Source organism: Vibrio pacinii DSM 19139, assembly GCF_000711795.1.
GTDB classification, from domain to species: domain Bacteria; phylum Pseudomonadota; class Gammaproteobacteria; order Enterobacterales; family Vibrionaceae; genus Vibrio; species Vibrio pacinii.
In genome coordinates this window covers 86,060-100,474 of sequence record NZ_KL543976.1, presented here as the reverse complement: position 1 = coordinate 100,474, position 14,415 = coordinate 86,060, and the positions used below count along the sequence as shown (strand labels likewise).

The 14,415-nt window shown below is 43.8% G+C and carries 13 protein-coding genes; 6 read left to right on the top strand and 7 right to left on the bottom strand.

Annotation, left to right across the window (positions count from 1 at the left end; genetic code table 11):
* The first annotated feature begins 88 nt into the window (after positions 1–88).
* The 4 genes from moeA to BS19_RS15440 are packed head-to-tail and all read left to right on the top strand — an operon-like array spanning position 89 to position 3,254.
* The gene (gene moeA / locus BS19_RS15455) at positions 89–1,324 is read left to right on the top strand and encodes a molybdopterin molybdotransferase MoeA (protein ID WP_038176487.1); all 1,236 of its coding nucleotides are present in this window, start codon (positions 89–91) and stop codon (positions 1,322–1,324) included.
* Between the two features lie 8 nt (positions 1,325–1,332).
* Positions 1,333–2,082: a molybdopterin-synthase adenylyltransferase MoeB gene (gene moeB / locus BS19_RS15450; RefSeq protein WP_038176486.1), complete on the top strand. Its 750-nt coding sequence runs from the start codon at positions 1,333–1,335 to the stop codon at positions 2,080–2,082.
* A 24-nt stretch (positions 2,083–2,106) separates the two neighbouring features.
* Positions 2,107–2,412: a hypothetical protein gene (locus BS19_RS15445; protein ID WP_038176484.1), complete on the top strand. Its 306-nt coding sequence runs from the start codon at positions 2,107–2,109 to the stop codon at positions 2,410–2,412.
* A gap of 11 nt (positions 2,413–2,423) precedes the next feature.
* The gene (locus BS19_RS15440; protein ID WP_211253018.1) at positions 2,424–3,254 is read left to right on the top strand and encodes a sulfurtransferase; all 831 of its coding nucleotides are present in this window, start codon (positions 2,424–2,426) and stop codon (positions 3,252–3,254) included.
* Between the two features lie 22 nt (positions 3,255–3,276).
* On the opposite strand, the gene BS19_RS15435 is transcribed toward BS19_RS15440, so the two are convergent.
* The 5 genes from BS19_RS15435 to BS19_RS15415 all read right to left on the bottom strand — a co-directional run bounded on the left by BS19_RS15435 (position 3,277) and on the right by BS19_RS15415 (position 8,279).
* On the bottom strand, positions 3,277–3,969 hold the full coding sequence (locus BS19_RS15435) for an aspartate/glutamate racemase family protein (protein ID WP_038176481.1): 693 nt from the start codon (positions 3,967–3,969) through the stop codon (positions 3,277–3,279).
* Between the two features lie 134 nt (positions 3,970–4,103).
* Complete coding sequence (gene phaC, locus BS19_RS15430) at positions 4,104–5,879, bottom strand: class I poly(R)-hydroxyalkanoic acid synthase (RefSeq protein ID WP_038176479.1); 1,776 nt, start codon at positions 5,877–5,879, stop codon at positions 4,104–4,106.
* Positions 5,880–5,935: 56 nt separating this feature from the next.
* Entirely contained in the window at positions 5,936–6,283 is a 348-nt protein-coding gene (locus BS19_RS15425; RefSeq protein ID WP_038176477.1) for a phasin family protein, read from the bottom strand.
* 36 nt (positions 6,284–6,319) lie between these two features.
* Positions 6,320–7,528 carry an acetyl-CoA C-acetyltransferase gene (locus tag BS19_RS15420; RefSeq protein ID WP_038176475.1) on the bottom strand — a complete coding sequence of 403 codons (1,209 nt, stop codon included), beginning with the start codon at positions 7,526–7,528 and terminating at the stop codon, positions 6,320–6,322.
* A gap of 10 nt (positions 7,529–7,538) precedes the next feature.
* Positions 7,539–8,279, bottom strand: a complete 741-nt coding sequence (locus tag BS19_RS15415) for an SDR family oxidoreductase (RefSeq protein ID WP_038176473.1) — start codon at positions 8,277–8,279, stop codon at positions 7,539–7,541.
* Positions 8,280–9,149: 870 nt separating this feature from the next.
* On the opposite strand from BS19_RS15415, the gene BS19_RS15410 reads away from it, so the two are divergent.
* Positions 9,150–10,535, top strand: coding sequence for a serine hydrolase domain-containing protein (locus tag BS19_RS15410; protein WP_038176472.1), 1,386 nt, complete (start codon positions 9,150–9,152; stop codon positions 10,533–10,535).
* A 154-nt stretch (positions 10,536–10,689) separates the two neighbouring features.
* Here the strand turns inward: BS19_RS15410 and BS19_RS15405 are convergent, their stop codons facing one another.
* Positions 10,690–11,196 (bottom strand): DUF3087 domain-containing protein, encoded by a 507-nt coding sequence (locus BS19_RS15405; RefSeq protein WP_038176471.1) that lies wholly within the window; start codon positions 11,194–11,196, stop codon positions 10,690–10,692.
* A gap of 291 nt (positions 11,197–11,487) precedes the next feature.
* Positions 11,488–12,681, bottom strand: coding sequence for an acetate/propionate family kinase (locus BS19_RS15400; RefSeq protein ID WP_038176469.1), 1,194 nt, complete (start codon positions 12,679–12,681; stop codon positions 11,488–11,490).
* A 581-nt stretch (positions 12,682–13,262) separates the two neighbouring features.
* Between BS19_RS15400 and BS19_RS15395 the strand changes: the two genes are divergently transcribed.
* Positions 13,263–14,345 carry a porin gene (locus tag BS19_RS15395; RefSeq protein ID WP_038176468.1) on the top strand — a complete coding sequence of 361 codons (1,083 nt, stop codon included), beginning with the start codon at positions 13,263–13,265 and terminating at the stop codon, positions 14,343–14,345.
* Positions 14,346–14,415: the final 70 nt, after the last annotated feature.

The window sequence follows — 14,415 nt, the reverse complement described above, 5'->3', positions numbered from 1 at the left end:
CCATATTTTACAGGGGTCATTATTGCCGATTTGATATTGTGGTAAAGTGGCTAACAACAATAAAAAAGAACAAAATTAGGATTCAAATATGGGCTGCTGTGACGCACCAGGCTTGATGCCAATTGAAGAGGCGATGGAAAAGATGTTGTCGCCAATCACACCTATCCAAACTACTTTACAACTGCCGATTGCCGATGCCATTGGTTATGTTCTCGCCGAAGAGATTCAGTCACCAATTTTTGTGCCGCCATTCGATAATTCAGCGATGGATGGCTATGCGATTCGTATTGCCGATTTAGCCAATCAGCAAGTCATGCCTGTCGCGGGTAAGTCATTCGCAGGGCAACCTTTTGAAGGCGATTGGCCACAAGGGAGTTGCGTGCGAATTATGACCGGAGCCAAAATTCCACTCGGTTGTGATGCGGTCATCATGCAAGAAAATACCGAGGTCACCGACGCTGGTGTTCAATTCAACCAAATCGACGTAAAGCCAAACAACAATATCCGCCCTACCGGTGATGATATTAAACAAGGCGATGTCGTATTGCTGAAAGGCGCTCGTTTGACTGCACGTGATATTCCAATGATCGCGACTTTAGGCATTAGCCATGTCACTGTCGTGCGTAAACCTCGGGTGGCTTTTTTCTCAACTGGTGACGAACTCAAGCCGCTCGGTGAGCCCTTAATTGAAGGCCAGATATACGATAGTAATCGTTACGGCATTAAGCCATTGATTGAAAATTTTGGGTGTGAAGCGATCGATCTCGGCATTATCCCCGATTGCCCTAAAACGCTCGAAGCGACGTTTGAAAAAGCGCAAACCCTTGCAGACGTGGTGGTGACCTCTGGTGGCGTAAGTGTTGGTGAAGCCGATTACACTAAAGACATCCTTGAGCAACTGGGCCAAATTGGATTTTGGAAGCTGGCTATCAAACCTGGTAAGCCATTTGCGTTTGGTAAACTGTCAACCGCTTGGTTCTGCGGCCTTCCCGGCAACCCAGTTTCGGCGGTACTGACAATGTACGTATTGGTTCAACCTTTACTGGCTAAACTTGGCGGACACAGCGAATGGAAAGCACCACAGTCTATCCCTGCGATTACTCGCAGCGCGTTTAAAAAGGCACCTGGTCGCACCGATTATCAGCGTGGCATCTATTCGGTTGAAAATGGCCAGTTTGTTGTTGAGACAACGGGAAATCAAAGCTCGGGCGCGTTTCGTTCAATGAGTCTTGCCAATTGCTTTGTGGTACTAGAACGCGAGCGTGGACGAGTTGAAGTGGGCGAAATCGTCAATATTCAACTTTTCAATGCAACGCTCTACTAGAGGTGTTTGTGGAAATTCTTTCTGATCCAGAGATGTTGCGCTACAACCGCCAAATCATCCTTAAACAGTTTGATTTTGACGGCCAGGAAGCGCTAAAGCAGAGCTCAATCTTGATCCTTGGCGCTGGAGGCTTAGGCTGCGCGTCAAGTCAATACTTGACTGCTGCCGGTATTGGTAAGCTGACTTTAATTGATGATGACGTTGTAGAATTATCGAACCTACAGCGTCAAGTTTTGCATCATGACGCTGATATAGGCACAAAAAAAGTCGTGTCAGCGGCACATTCACTCAAACAACTCAATCCCTACCTTAAGCTAGAGACCATAGATCGCCGTTTGAATGATGATGAACTTAGCACCTTAATCCAAGCTCATAGCTTAGTCGTTGATGCATCGGATAATGTCGAGACACGCAATCAGCTCAACAAGATCTGCTTTGCACATAAAATTCCGCTGGTCTCTGGCGCCGCCATTCGTATGGAAGGACAAGTGAGCGTCTTTACTTATCAAGACCCAACTGAACCTTGTTATCAATGCTTAAGCGCCCTTTTTGGTAACAACGCTTTAAGTTGTGTGGAAGCTGGCGTCATGTCACCTGTGGTGGGAATTATTGGCGCAGTTCAGGCAATGGAAGCCATCAAGGTTATCGCTAATTACGGTAACGCGAAAAAAGGCAAAATCCTCATGTTAGACGCGCTAACGATGTCGTGGCGTGAAATGAACTTAATGAAAATGCCAACCTGCCCAGTGTGTGCATAGCTACGGAGCCGCGAGAGTAAAACGATGAACAGTCCAAAACACTATCTCGCTGCCCTTGCCCTTACTTGTGTGCTACTTGCGTTATTGCTAGGGATAAAAACACCGAACAATGAACACTTCGAAGGCATCGTTGTGTCGCAAACATTAACTCAGTCTTTAGACGGGCATCGACTGTTTTTGAATATTAAATCCAAACAACAACTCATGCTTGTGCAAGTCGACCCAAAAACGGATTGTCCTGATGGCTCTGACGTATATATCTTACAAAAGCAAAGCTTGTTTAGTGACATTGTCACTTACCAGCTTGTACAATGTAATCAGGCTCGATAATTAAAGGAATAATAATGTCACCTCTAGTCAGCCCTCAGTGGCTTATGCAGCAGAGCAACAACCCGCAATTGGTTGTACTTGATGCCAGCATCGATTTTCAGATCCCTGGAGAAGTCGAAAAAGACCGCGTCAACCTTATTCCGGGAGCGCGCCGATTCGACTATGACACGGTTTTTTGCGATCCCGAATCTCAATTACCGCATATGATGCCCAGCGAAGCGCGTTTCAATCAACTTGCACGCCAATTAGGATTAAATTCTGATTCGCTAATTGTCGTTTACGATAACAGCGGTACTTTCGCGTCACCCCGAGCGTGGTGGATGCTAAAAGCCATGGGGCATAAACAGGTTTATGTGCTTGATGGTGGCTTGACTGAGTGGAAGAAGCAAGGTTTAGAACTTAGCCAATCCTATGTAGAGAATAAGCTAGCAGGTAACTTTTCAGGCAAGCTTGATCCTAACTACTTTGTTGATGCCAAGTATGTATTAGCTAATATCGACAATCAGGCCAGTCTCACGGTGGACGCTCGTGGTCGTGCACGCTTTTACGGTAAAGTGAAAGAACCGCGAGTGGGCGTTCGTAGTGGCCATATTCCAAATTCAGTTTGCCTCCCATTTGCCGAATTGGTCGATGGACACAAGTTTAAACCGAATCAAGAGCTTGAGCGTGTTTTATCGAGCACCTTGTCTAATCAAGCACAACAAACTATTTTTAGCTGTGGATCAGGCGTTACCGCCTGTATTGTCTTACTTGCCGCTCACATTTGTGGTTATCAGAACTTAGTGGTTTATGACGGTTCTTGGACTGAATGGGGCGCAAGTTTAGACTTACCCATCAGCTAACATCGAACGCTGAAATAAGCATTTATTTCAGCGCTTGTTCAACGGCGGCCAGAGCATGAATTTGTACCGTGTCAAACAAGGGAACTTGGCTATCAGTTTGCTCGACCAATAAACCGATTTCTGTACAACCTAAAATGACCCCTTGCGCCCCATTGCCGGCAAGATCTTCAATAATCGCGCAGTAATCATTTTTCGAATGGCGATGGATTTGTCCAAGACAGAGTTCATTGTAAATAACATCATGAACCCGCTTACGCTGCGCCCCATTAGGCACCACGACATCTATAGCGTATTTGTCGATCAGCCTTTGTTTATAGAAATCTTGCTCCATGGTAAACGCCGTACCTAGTAACCCTACCTTAGTTATGTTTTGACGCTGTAGCTCTTGTCCGGTTGCGTCAGCAATATGCAATAACGGAATCGAAACTGACTGCTCAATTTGACTCGCGACTTTATGCATAGTGTTGGTTGCGATAAGAAAAAAATCGGCGCCCGCATGTTGTAAAGACAATGCCGCTTGCGTCAAGACCTCGCCACTGGTTTGCCAATCGCCGCACCGCTGTAATTGCTCGATTTCGGCAAAATCAACGCTATTAATGATCACTTTGGCTGAATGTAATCCACCCATACGTCGTTTGATTTGCTCATTGAGATAACGATAATACGTTGCGGTCGATTCCCAGCTCATTCCACCAATAACACCAATGGTTTTCATTCTATTTCCCTACCCGTGCCAAACAGTTGATCTTTTCTTGCTCAGATAATTAACCAGATCCCGTCCTTGATTACAAACAAAAGCCCCTAGAAAAAACTAGAGGCTCTCAATGACGCGACCTAGACTTAATTATATTAAGCTTTAATTGGCAGAACTTGCTTAACATACCCACCGGGCGCAGCTTCCAGTGACGGAAATTGCTCACTGCCAACACTGCACGGTTCAACTTTTTCTTCAGGACTAAATCCAAGTAGCCATTGATTCCAATGCGTCCACCACGAACCTTCATTGTGCGCGGCATTAGCTAGCCATTCATCGGCGTTATCGTCTAAAGAGTCATTAACCCAGTAACCATATTTGCCTTTGTCTGGATGGTTTATGATTCCGGCAATATGGCCAGATTCACCAAGAACAAAGGTTTTATTGCCACCAACATTAAGCGCACCACGGTAAGTCCCTTGCCACAACGCAATATGGTCTTCTTTGGTGGAGACAAAATAACTGGGAACTTTGATCTTATTGAGATCAATCCAGACACCACCAATTTTGACGCCTTTGTCTTGGACCAACTTGTTATTGAGATAAAGTTCACGCAGCATAAAATTGTGGGTTGCTGCTGCCACATTGGTGCTGTCGCTGTTCCAGTACAAGAGGTCAAAATCTACTGGGCTTTGCCCTTTAAGGTAGTTATCAACGTAGTAGTTCCAGTACAAACTGTTTTCACGCAGAAGACTAAAGGTGACGCTTAAAGAACGACCATCCATATAGCCTTTGGCGTTATTTTGCAGTTCAATCGCATTGATGATGGTGTCGTTGATATAAGCACCCACCTCTCCAGGTTGAGAGAAATCGAGCAGAGTGGTAAAAAACGTAGCGCTCTTAATGCGTTTTTTCATTCGCTTGGCCGCATAGTAAGCAATAGTGCTTGCCAACACGGTGCCACCAATACAATACCCTGCAGCGTTAACTTGCTCCTGACCAGTAATGTCCTCAATGGCTGAAACTGCTTTGGCAACGCCTTCCGTAACATAGTCACCAAATTCTACCTCACGCTGCGCTTCACCTGGATTACGCCAAGAAATCATGAATACACAGTGGCCTTGTTGCAAAAGCCAGCGCACCATCGAATTTTTTTCACGTAAATCAAGGATGTAGTATTTATTCACAAATGGCGGAACAATCAGCAGCGGTGTTGCATTGACGGTTTCCGTCAGCGGACGATATTGAATAAGTTCGAACAACTCGTTACGGTAAACCACATCACCCGGTGTATTGGCCACATCCTCACCAATGCGGAACGCATTGTTATTCGTCATACGGATCTTAAGGATATCTGCACTTGACTCTACGTCTTGCTTAAGTTGCTCAAGACCGATCAGTAAGTTTTGACCATTTTGCTCTAACGTCAGTTTAAGCAGTTCAGGGTTGGTGGCTATATAGTTACTTGGCGATAGCGCGTTAATGGCTTGACGTGAAAAAAAACTGATCCTTTCTTTGCTTTTTTCATCTAAGCCTTCAATGCTCTCTATCGTATCGAGGTAAGTTTTACTAAACAATAAATAGGACTGTTTAATAAAATTATAAAATAGGTCGTTTTTCCATTCTTGATGAGAAAAACGTTTATCGCCCTTTTCTGCCGAAATGAGCTCTTGTTCTGTGTTGCCTGCTAGTACAACATTTTGCCAAATTTGCAGCTGTTGTTGCCACCATTCGGCTTGTAACTTTAACAATGCAGCCGGTTGATTCGCCGCATTTTCAAATAGTTTGGCGCTATCTTCAAAATTGACTTCTTGCATTGCTTTATTGAGAGGGGTGTTTGCGGCTGCCCTGCTGAGCTCGAGATCATCCCACCATTTTTGATTGGTTTCTTGAAGCTTAACAAGGTAGTCCGAAAAGAAGTGCTGTAACATAATACTACTCCTAAGATCGGAAAAATGCCGCCTTTCGGCGGCAAAACAAGTCAGTGTTATGCAGGAGTCACTGTCTTAAGGTTTTCCGATGTCATCTGCTCAACATCATCTTTGAACTCTTTGGCAATCGATTGTAACTTATTGCTATCGTCCATCATCTGTTGAGATAACTTAGTCAGTACGCTCAACTGCTGGCTATTAAACGCTGTCAGTGACGTCACGTCTCTCACTTCACTCGCCGCTTTCATTTGTGTCAAACCCATTTCACTGTAAGTACGAATAGCATTGAGCTGAAGCTCCGTCAGTACTTCAACATTTTTCGTCACGAGTTTGTTGAATTTCGCATACGGCGCTAAAGTTTGTTCTGTTTGATCAGTAAATGCTTTAAAAAAATCTGTGTACATGCGTGTTACTCCTAAAGTAAGTCCATTTATGAATAGTTAACTAATTGATTTAATTACGACAGCAGTGCCCATACCACCACCGACACAAAGCGAAGCCACACCATATTGACGCGCTTCGCGATTTAGTTCGTGTACAAGTGAGACTAAAATTCGGTTACCCGACGCACCAAGGGGGTGACCTAATGCAATTGCCCCACCGTTTAAGTTTGCTTTGTCTAGAATTGATGAAACTGACACCTGATGCGTCTCAGCAAGTTTGTGTATCACACCCAGCGCTTGCGCAGCGAATGCCTCATTAAGCTCGTAGAGATCGATATCGTCAGTGGTGAGCTGTGCTTTTGCCAACGCCTTGGTCACTGCCTCGACAGGTCCTAAACCCATAATTTCAGGCTCCAAACCCGATTGAGCGTAACTGACGACCTCGGCAAGAGGAGTGAGATTGTACTTATTCAGTGCAGATTCACTTGCAATCACAATGGCACTGGCACCGTCATTGATTCCAGACGCGTTGCCCGCAGTGACCGTTCCATCGCGATCAAACGCTGGACGAAGTCGAGATAAACCACTAATGGTTGCCTCTGGTTTTGGGTATTCATCGGTATCAAAAATTACGGTTTCACGGCGCTTTTTAACATCCACCGACACGATTTCCTGCTTGAACTTTCCAGCTTCAATGGCAGAGACGGCTTTGAGCTGACTCGCTAGCGCGTATTCATCTTGTTGCTCTCGGCTAATACCCACCTGTTTTGCTACGTTTTCAGCCGTCACGCCCATATGGTACTGGTTATAAGCGTCGGTCAGCCCATCATTAATAAGCAGATCGGTCAGGGTCATATTGCCCATCTTGTTTCCGTCACGAATACTCGCTGGCACAGTAAAAGGAATTTGTGACATGACCTCAACACCGGCAGCAACGACCACTTGCGCATCTCCAGCTTTAATATGACTAGCCGCATCCATCACCGCTTTCATACCGCTGCCGCATACCATGTTAAGTGAGTACGCAGGTACTTGATGTGGAATACCAGCGTAGAGCGCCGCTTGTCGTCCAACCCCCATACCCTGCCCAGCACTAATCACATTGCCAACAATGACTTCATCAATGCAATCAACCGATACGCCACTTTCCGTTAGCGCGGCTTTAATCGCGATAGAGGCCAAGTTTCCAGCAGAGATATCTTTTAATGAGCCACCAAAAGAACCGATAGGCGTGCGCTTAGCCCCAACAATAAAAATACGTTCCATGATTATTCCTTTAATGCATATATAAGCCGCCGTTTACAGAGAGCGTTTCCCCTGTTATATAGGCACCGGCTTCACTGACTAAAAAAGAGACTGACTGAGCAATTTCATGAGGTGTGGCTAAGCGACGCATCGGAATTTGCGCTTTAATCGATTCAAGAACTTCGGCGTTCATCTCTTCAACCATTGGTGTGGCTGTGTAACCGGGAGCAACAACGTTAACCGTAACTCCACTGCGAGCACCTTCAGCAGCCAATGCTTTTGAAAAACCAATCATGCCAGCCTTTGCCGCCGAGTAATTTGTTTGCCCAAACTGCCCCTTGAGGCCGTTAACCGATGAGATATTAATCACTCGTCCATGACCTTTTTCACACATCGCAGCAAACAGTGGTTGAGTGACATTGAAAACACTGTTCAGATTAGTCTCGATAACGTCCTTCCAGGCTGAAGCATCCATCTTCTTAAATGTACAATCACGTGTGATACCTGCATTATTAACCACAACATCCACGGTACCTTCTTCTTCAAGCAATGCAGCTAAACGTTGAGCGCACTGCTCGGTATCAGTTACATCAAGTTCAAACAATCGTACCTGTTGTTCGGTAAAACCCTTAGCGTTGAACCAGTCAAGTGCGCATTGATAATTACCCGTGTAGTAAGTAGCAATAATGCGATACCCATCTTCGACTAGTTGCGTTGAGATAGCAGAACCAATTCCGCCTTTTGATCCAGTGATCAAAGCGATTTTCTTCATCAAGAGACTCCATTCCTTACAGCAATTAATGTATTCATTGATATAAATTGAACAGTGCTCGATACAAAGCACCAACAAACGTTATTAATAATCATCTAAGACTTACGTCGCCTTTATATTATTTAAACTAAACCTTATTTATTACACTTCAAATATTTTATTGAATAAAATGCATAAGGTTGAACAAGATCTCATATGGAATGAAATGTTATAACCATGTTAATTTCACTTAAGCAACTGTTTTTAAAGGATTTGACTTGTTCGTCATTATTATCAGCAATAAGCTATAGTGTTGTTTTCTATGAAAAAAAACAGTGTTGCATAGAAACAGTTAAGTCTAATCACTATTTAAACAGCATCATTATCAATAGAGAACTTAGTCAATGACGATAATTTTACTGTTATTTTTGCATTTAACTTTAGTCTTAATTTAGCCCCCCCATTTAAATACTATAATTGTCATTATCTTTAGAACTAACTAAAAACTATCTATTTATCGTTCAGCATTAATTATGACTTTTGTCTAAACTTACCATCTGATTGATTATTTAGTTAATATTGAGTTCAACAAGCGAATACCGATATTAAGTAGATGAAATCGAAGCGCTCATTTCTCAGCTCGCGGAGCAATTCAATCAAGTACATTGTAGAAATAAAGGAAGTAATGGCGAAATTAGAGTTAAACAATGTCTCGGCGCAAGTTTTTTCTGTCAATAATGTCCTAATATCTTGTCGATTCACGCTCGTCGCTTTGGTTAAAGCCTCAAGCTGTAAAGAGTTTTACTCACATTGAATAAAGTGCGATTTCAACTGATTGGCAGACATTTCAGTTAACGCTAATTGTACGTCAATCAAAATAAGGAGAAGCAAATGAATCATGTATCCAAGCTAAGTGCGATATTATTGGTCGCGATGAGCTTAAATACTCACACTTATGCGGCAATGAACACGGCGACCGACGCTAAATCATCAACCAAGTATGCTGGTCAACAATCAAATCTCACTCTTGCAGATCACAAAAAGTTACTCGAAGAGGGCTATCCTATCGATCGTGTCCGTAGAGCGCACGATCTTTTCTCTTTCCGACATTTTTCTGTCGACGCACTGGATTACAAAAAGACTGCCGTCGATGATGCCTTATATTACTTCAATCACATGTGGGAATTTCTTCCTAGTGCCGTGGTGCCTAAAGCGAGCAATAGCTTCGAGTTAGTCCGAGACCTTGACTCTGATTTAAACAATCTCACTTACTCGGATATTGACGGCAAACCTTTCCCAACATTACAAGAGTTTATCGATGCCCCTGATTCAATGCTTCAAGGCATCATGATGATTCATAAAGGGAAAGTGATTTTTGAACAATATCCTGGCATGCGCCCACAAGACCAGCATTTATGGATGTCAGTCACTAAAGCGCTGTCGGGCACCTTAATTCTAGACATGATTGTCAATGGTAAAATAGATCCAGAGGCGCCGATTACTGATTATGTGCCAAGGCTGAAAGACAGCGCGTGGGATGGTGTGCCAGTTCGAGCCGTACTGACCATGACGGCAGGTCTTAATCTGGATGATATCTCGGGTAATATGTATAAATCAGGCACGATTGAGCAACGTTACTACAAGGCATCGTTTGGCGACTATTACAACGGTAAAAAAGAGGACTGGATTGAAGTTATCCGCGAGGGTGAAAAGATCGCGGAACCTTACACCAAGTTTCAATACGCTAGCTTAAATACCCAAGTCTTGAGTGTCGCGATAGAAAACGTGACTGGTAAGAAATTTGTTGATTATCTTTATGAGCGACTCTTTCAGCACGCAGGCACTGGAGAAATGGTCGCCAACTTATTCCCAGATGGTAGCATTCATGCCGCAACGGCGATGAACTCAACATTAGAAGATATGGGCCGATTTGGTCTTCTCTACACGCCTTCTTTTGAGAAGTTGTCTGGCAAGCAAGTCATCTCACCAAAAATCGTCGACTACATGTTTGATATTAAGGTGCCAGCTAAGATCCTGAATGAAAACATCATTGGCCAAACCGCGCACTTATACCTAGGAAACCAGTCAGTGGTTGGTAGTGGTTCGCAATTTGATTTCTTGTGGAGCGATGGCGCATTTGCCAAATTAGGCCATAACAACCAAGGAATTTATATCGATCCAAAACGTGACTTTGTTGGGGTATACTTTAGCGCCTCTACTAAGACAAACTACCCTATTGGCTATATCAGAGCTGCTGCGGTTTCTATGGATAAATAGCACCATCACCACGGGATTGCGTTTTGATTGGCGGTTCGTGGGCTATATTCCTCTCTAAGTCCTCACGCCCGTCGTGAGGACATAGACACTTAATAACTTTAAGCAAAAGCGTCAAGTCAACGACTGCTCAGAGCACAAGCAACCTGCTGACCGCCTAAAACGACTTTAGAATCTCCGAACGAAAACCTGAAATATCTAATATAATGCCGTGCTCTTGAACCCAACCATCGAGTTCACTTTGAGCGCTTTCCAAGCTATTTAAAGTCAGGGTGTTGTCGTCTAATTGCCAAAGCTGGCGAGAGCCATCATAGCTAAACTGAAGGGCTAACATCGCATCGACATTACCCGCTTTTGCCGCAGCTTTAAGCACTCTGTTCTTACGATAAATTAAGTTCAACACCTGTTTTAGATCCCAAACATACGATACTTCACGCATTTTCGGGTGTGTTTTTAACTTAACTAATGTCGCCACCAGTCCTATTGCGCTTACCACGACACCGAGTAGGTTCCAATGAAAGTGAGAACCAGATTCTGATGGGAAAACATAAATTAGCGCTTGAGAAAATGCCAGACTAGATACCGCAAAAACGGCGATACACGATACAATGACGACATTCAAACGTGAACGGTATAGCTGCTTGTCGATTTTTTGTAATTTCATCAATAATCCATTGCTATGAGTTGATTAACATTACTCAGATGGTTTTAAAGTGCTGTCGATTATACATTTATCCACAGATCAAATAAGAGCTAATTCCAAACGCAATATTAGCTACCTAGATTAAAGGCTCATGAATAATTTTCGGTGCCAAAAACCAGAACGAGCCTATCCGAGAGCAGTAAAAAGAGGCCTTGTCGCAATGCAACAAGGCCTCAAAGAAGAAGTTAGTCATGCTTAACTTACAAGCATAAGTCACTTGGTCTCATTTTAAAATATTTTAGTATTAGTAACTTAAAGCAATTCTACCGACTGTTGGGCAATAACGTATTCTTCATTAGTCGGGACAACTAACGCTACCGCGTTGAGCATCTCAGATTTTGCGATGACCCCTGCCGCGCCAAAGCGTGCAGCTTCATTTCCTGCCTCATCTTCAACGAAACCGAGCAGTTTGAGGTTGTTTAAGATCTCGCGGCGAATTGGCAGTGCATTCTCACCGATACCACCGGTAAAAATGATGCCATCTAACGAATCTAATGCCGCAAGATAGGAAGCGACGTATTTGGCAACACGGTAAGTAAATACTTGGAACGCCAGCGTCGCCCCTTCGTGGCCCTGTTCCATCGCGTCTAGAATACCGCGGGCATCACTAGTTAAACCTGACACACCTAAGAAACCAGACTCTTTATTGAGTGAGTTAAACACCTTCTCCTGAGACCAACCTTTCTTAAGAAGGTATTCAATGATACCAGGGTCTAAGTCGCCACAACGTGTACCCATCATTAAACCAGACAACGGAGTGAAGCCCATCGAGGTATCGATACTCTGGCCGTCTTTAATTGCACAAACCGACGCGCCATTGCCAAGGTGGACAGAGATAAAGCTCGACTTTTCTATTGGCTTATTGATCATTTTTGCGGCTTCACGGCTAACAAAATAGTGGCTTGTACCGTGGAAACCGTAACGACGCACCCCGAGATCAGTGTACAGCTCTTGTGCAATCGCCCCAGTAAAAGCTTTCTTCGGCATGGTCTGGTGGAAAGCGGTATCGAACACGGCAAATTGTGGTAGTGATGGGAAAGCCTGCATAGCGGCTTTAATACCTTTAGCACCGGCTGGGTTGTGCAGCGGCGCTAAGTCAGACAGGCTCTCGATTTCAGCCAAGACTTCGTTATCAATGCGAACGGTGGAGGTGAATTTTTCTCCACCATGAACGATGCGGTGGCCTACGGCAACAATATCTTTGGTTAAATCTAACGTCGCTATTAAATCGACGATTCGATTAATGGCGTGCTGATGATGATTGTCCGGGGCGTTTATTGCCTGCTCGGTTTTCTCGCCTTGGTATTTCCAGCTAATGACCGCTTCGGGCAAACCAAAGCATTCACCTAAGCCGCTCACAATTGCTTCTCCAGATTGTGAATCGATGACTGCAAATTTTAACGATGAGCTACCAGAGTTGATAACCAGCACAAACGCGTTCGACATGGGTATGTTCCTGTTTCAGACGACAATGTTTTGAAGCTAATGCTTCTGTTGTTTTGTTGATACCATTATTCAATATTTTTTGAATGTTTCAACTTTTATTAGAACATTTAAACAAATCAAGCAAACTTTTGTTGATCTAACGCAAACGAAGATTTAGTTCAACCCGTGAAATTAATCACGGTGTTAACCCTGATTCTTGATCTATTGCTTACAAGTCAGTCGCACTTATCAGCGAGTAACTTAAATAGACCATTTAGCGACTCGTAACTCTAATCAGCCCTTGACTAGTAATCGCTCAGTCATACGCCCTTAATTTCTGCCATTGAACTTTATAGATTGTTGCCAGCCATAATCCCAAGCCATGTGTAAATATATGTAAACACAAAAAACATCAAAGGCCGATTAAAGATGCTTTTAATTAACTTTTAATTCACTGATTTAAAAGGTTTTATGTCGATTTTAAAATTTTAGTTTGTTTTTTGGAAAAATTTGGAACTTGTGAAATACAGTTATATCCATCTTGTCATTGTTCAGATACTGGCAAGCGTTTTTTAGGTTTAATCACTCATATGGATTTTGTAATGAAGAAAACAATTCTCGCGACCGTTATCGCCACTCTTTCAACTTCTACTTTCGCTGTCTCTCTATACGATCAAGACGGTACCTCTTTTGATATTGGTGGTCACGTTTCTGTAAACGTCAACGGTTCTGAACAGGGCGATACTGATGTTGGTGCCAACTCTCCACGTATCAACTTCACTGCAAAACAAGACCTTGGTAACGGTGTTGTCGTTGATGCTCGCGGCGAATGGGCAATCAACTACCTAAATGGTGCTGATAATACATTTACTACTCGTTTAGGTTACGTTGGCATCACTCATGAATTAGGCGGTCGCGCTGTAATCGGCACCCAGTGGGCTCCGTACTACGATGTCGCTGGTGCTACCGATATGCCTATCGCATTCGCCAATGATTTCTTGTATGACAACCATGGCGCTCTAGGTACAGGCCGTGCAGACAAAATGATCTCTTACCGCAAAGGTTTTGAGTTTGGTTCAGCGGGTGAGTTTAACTTTGGCCTAGGCTGGCAAGGTAGCAACGATACTACATCGTCAGCTCTGAAATGGGATGAGAATAGTAGCGACGTCATTCTTGTCGAGTCAGGCGCTAAATACGATAACCGCATTCAAGTCGCTCTAGATTACTCAGTCGCAGGCGTTAAACTTGGTTACGCATTGAGCACAGGTGATTTCACCGCAGTAAATAGCTCGAGTAAACAAACAGCGGAATCGAATGTTGTTTCTATCGCGTACGGTTCTTACGGCAACGGGCTTTACCTAGCCGGTATCTACGCAGCTAATGAAAACATGAATGCTGGTCTCACTTCAGGCGTCACTCTTGAAGAAAGTGATGCATACGAGTTATTAGCGGCTTACGCACTAGCAAACAGCCTAAACTTCAGCATCAACTATGAAATGGTTGAAGGCAAAGTGAACAAATCAGATGCAATGACTGAAACTGCACGTGAAGAGGTGGCATTACAAGTCGAATACAACTTTGCACCAAACTTCGTCGGCTACGCAGGCTACCAATTTGACCTTAACGATGCCAATGCTCGTGATACAGACGACAAATGGGCAATCGGTGGTCGTTACTACCTATAAAGAAACCTAAACCTATCTGTCCAAAATAGACGTTTAGCTACAAGCACTCTCCTATAGCCAATGGAGAGTG

Coding starts and splice junctions, on each gene's coding strand:
- BS19_RS15410 (WP_038176472.1), top strand. CDS start 9,150: ATGAATCATGTATCCAAGCTAAGTGCGATATTATTGGTCGCGATGAGC.
- BS19_RS15425 (WP_038176477.1), bottom strand. CDS start 6,283: ATGTACACAGATTTTTTTAAAGCATTTACTGATCAAACAGAACAAACT.
- BS19_RS15445 (WP_038176484.1), top strand. CDS start 2,107: ATGAACAGTCCAAAACACTATCTCGCTGCCCTTGCCCTTACTTGTGTG.
- BS19_RS15400 (WP_038176469.1), bottom strand. CDS start 12,681: ATGTCGAACGCGTTTGTGCTGGTTATCAACTCTGGTAGCTCATCGTTA.
- BS19_RS15395 (WP_038176468.1), top strand. CDS start 13,263: ATGAAGAAAACAATTCTCGCGACCGTTATCGCCACTCTTTCAACTTCT.
- BS19_RS15405 (WP_038176471.1), bottom strand. CDS start 11,196: ATGAAATTACAAAAAATCGACAAGCAGCTATACCGTTCACGTTTGAAT.
- moeA (WP_038176487.1), top strand. CDS start 89: ATGGGCTGCTGTGACGCACCAGGCTTGATGCCAATTGAAGAGGCGATG.
- BS19_RS15435 (WP_038176481.1), bottom strand. CDS start 3,969: ATGAAAACCATTGGTGTTATTGGTGGAATGAGCTGGGAATCGACCGCA.
- phaC (WP_038176479.1), bottom strand. CDS start 5,879: ATGTTACAGCACTTCTTTTCGGACTACCTTGTTAAGCTTCAAGAAACC.
- BS19_RS15420 (WP_038176475.1), bottom strand. CDS start 7,528: ATGGAACGTATTTTTATTGTTGGGGCTAAGCGCACGCCTATCGGTTCT.
- BS19_RS15415 (WP_038176473.1), bottom strand. CDS start 8,279: ATGAAGAAAATCGCTTTGATCACTGGATCAAAAGGCGGAATTGGTTCT.